The sequence below is a fragment of the Gilvimarinus sp. 1_MG-2023 genome (genome assembly GCF_030548285.1).
In genome coordinates this window covers 1-276 of sequence record NZ_JAUOSC010000938.1, presented here as the reverse complement: position 1 = coordinate 276, position 276 = coordinate 1, and the positions used below count along the sequence as shown (strand labels likewise).

1 protein-coding gene is annotated in these 276 nt (G+C 58.7%); it reads right to left on the bottom strand.

Translation table 11 applies throughout. From position 1 onward, the window contains the following. Positions 1 to 276: FIST N-terminal domain-containing protein (locus Q4563_RS19625; RefSeq protein ID WP_303605713.1), on the bottom strand; the 276-nt coding region annotated here is incomplete at both ends.

The following is a 276-nucleotide window of genomic DNA, read 5'->3' as shown; positions in this document are numbered from 1 at the left end:
GGCACATATCATCGGCCGCCGACCCTCCCAGCAAGGGAATACTGCCGAGGTGTGCGTTCAGCAAACGCAGCAAGCGCTCTTCTTCTACCGACAGCCCGTCCAGCAAGGTCAGGGCAAAGGTATTGCCCTTGATGGGCGCAACCTGCTGCTCACGGCAGTGGTCGAGCATCTGGTGAATCAGCCCCTGGGCATCAGCAAAGCTGAAGCGTGCCAGATCGGACATCAGGGCCGACTGGATCGCAAACGATGAAGCCGGAAATCCAATCGCGGTAATAC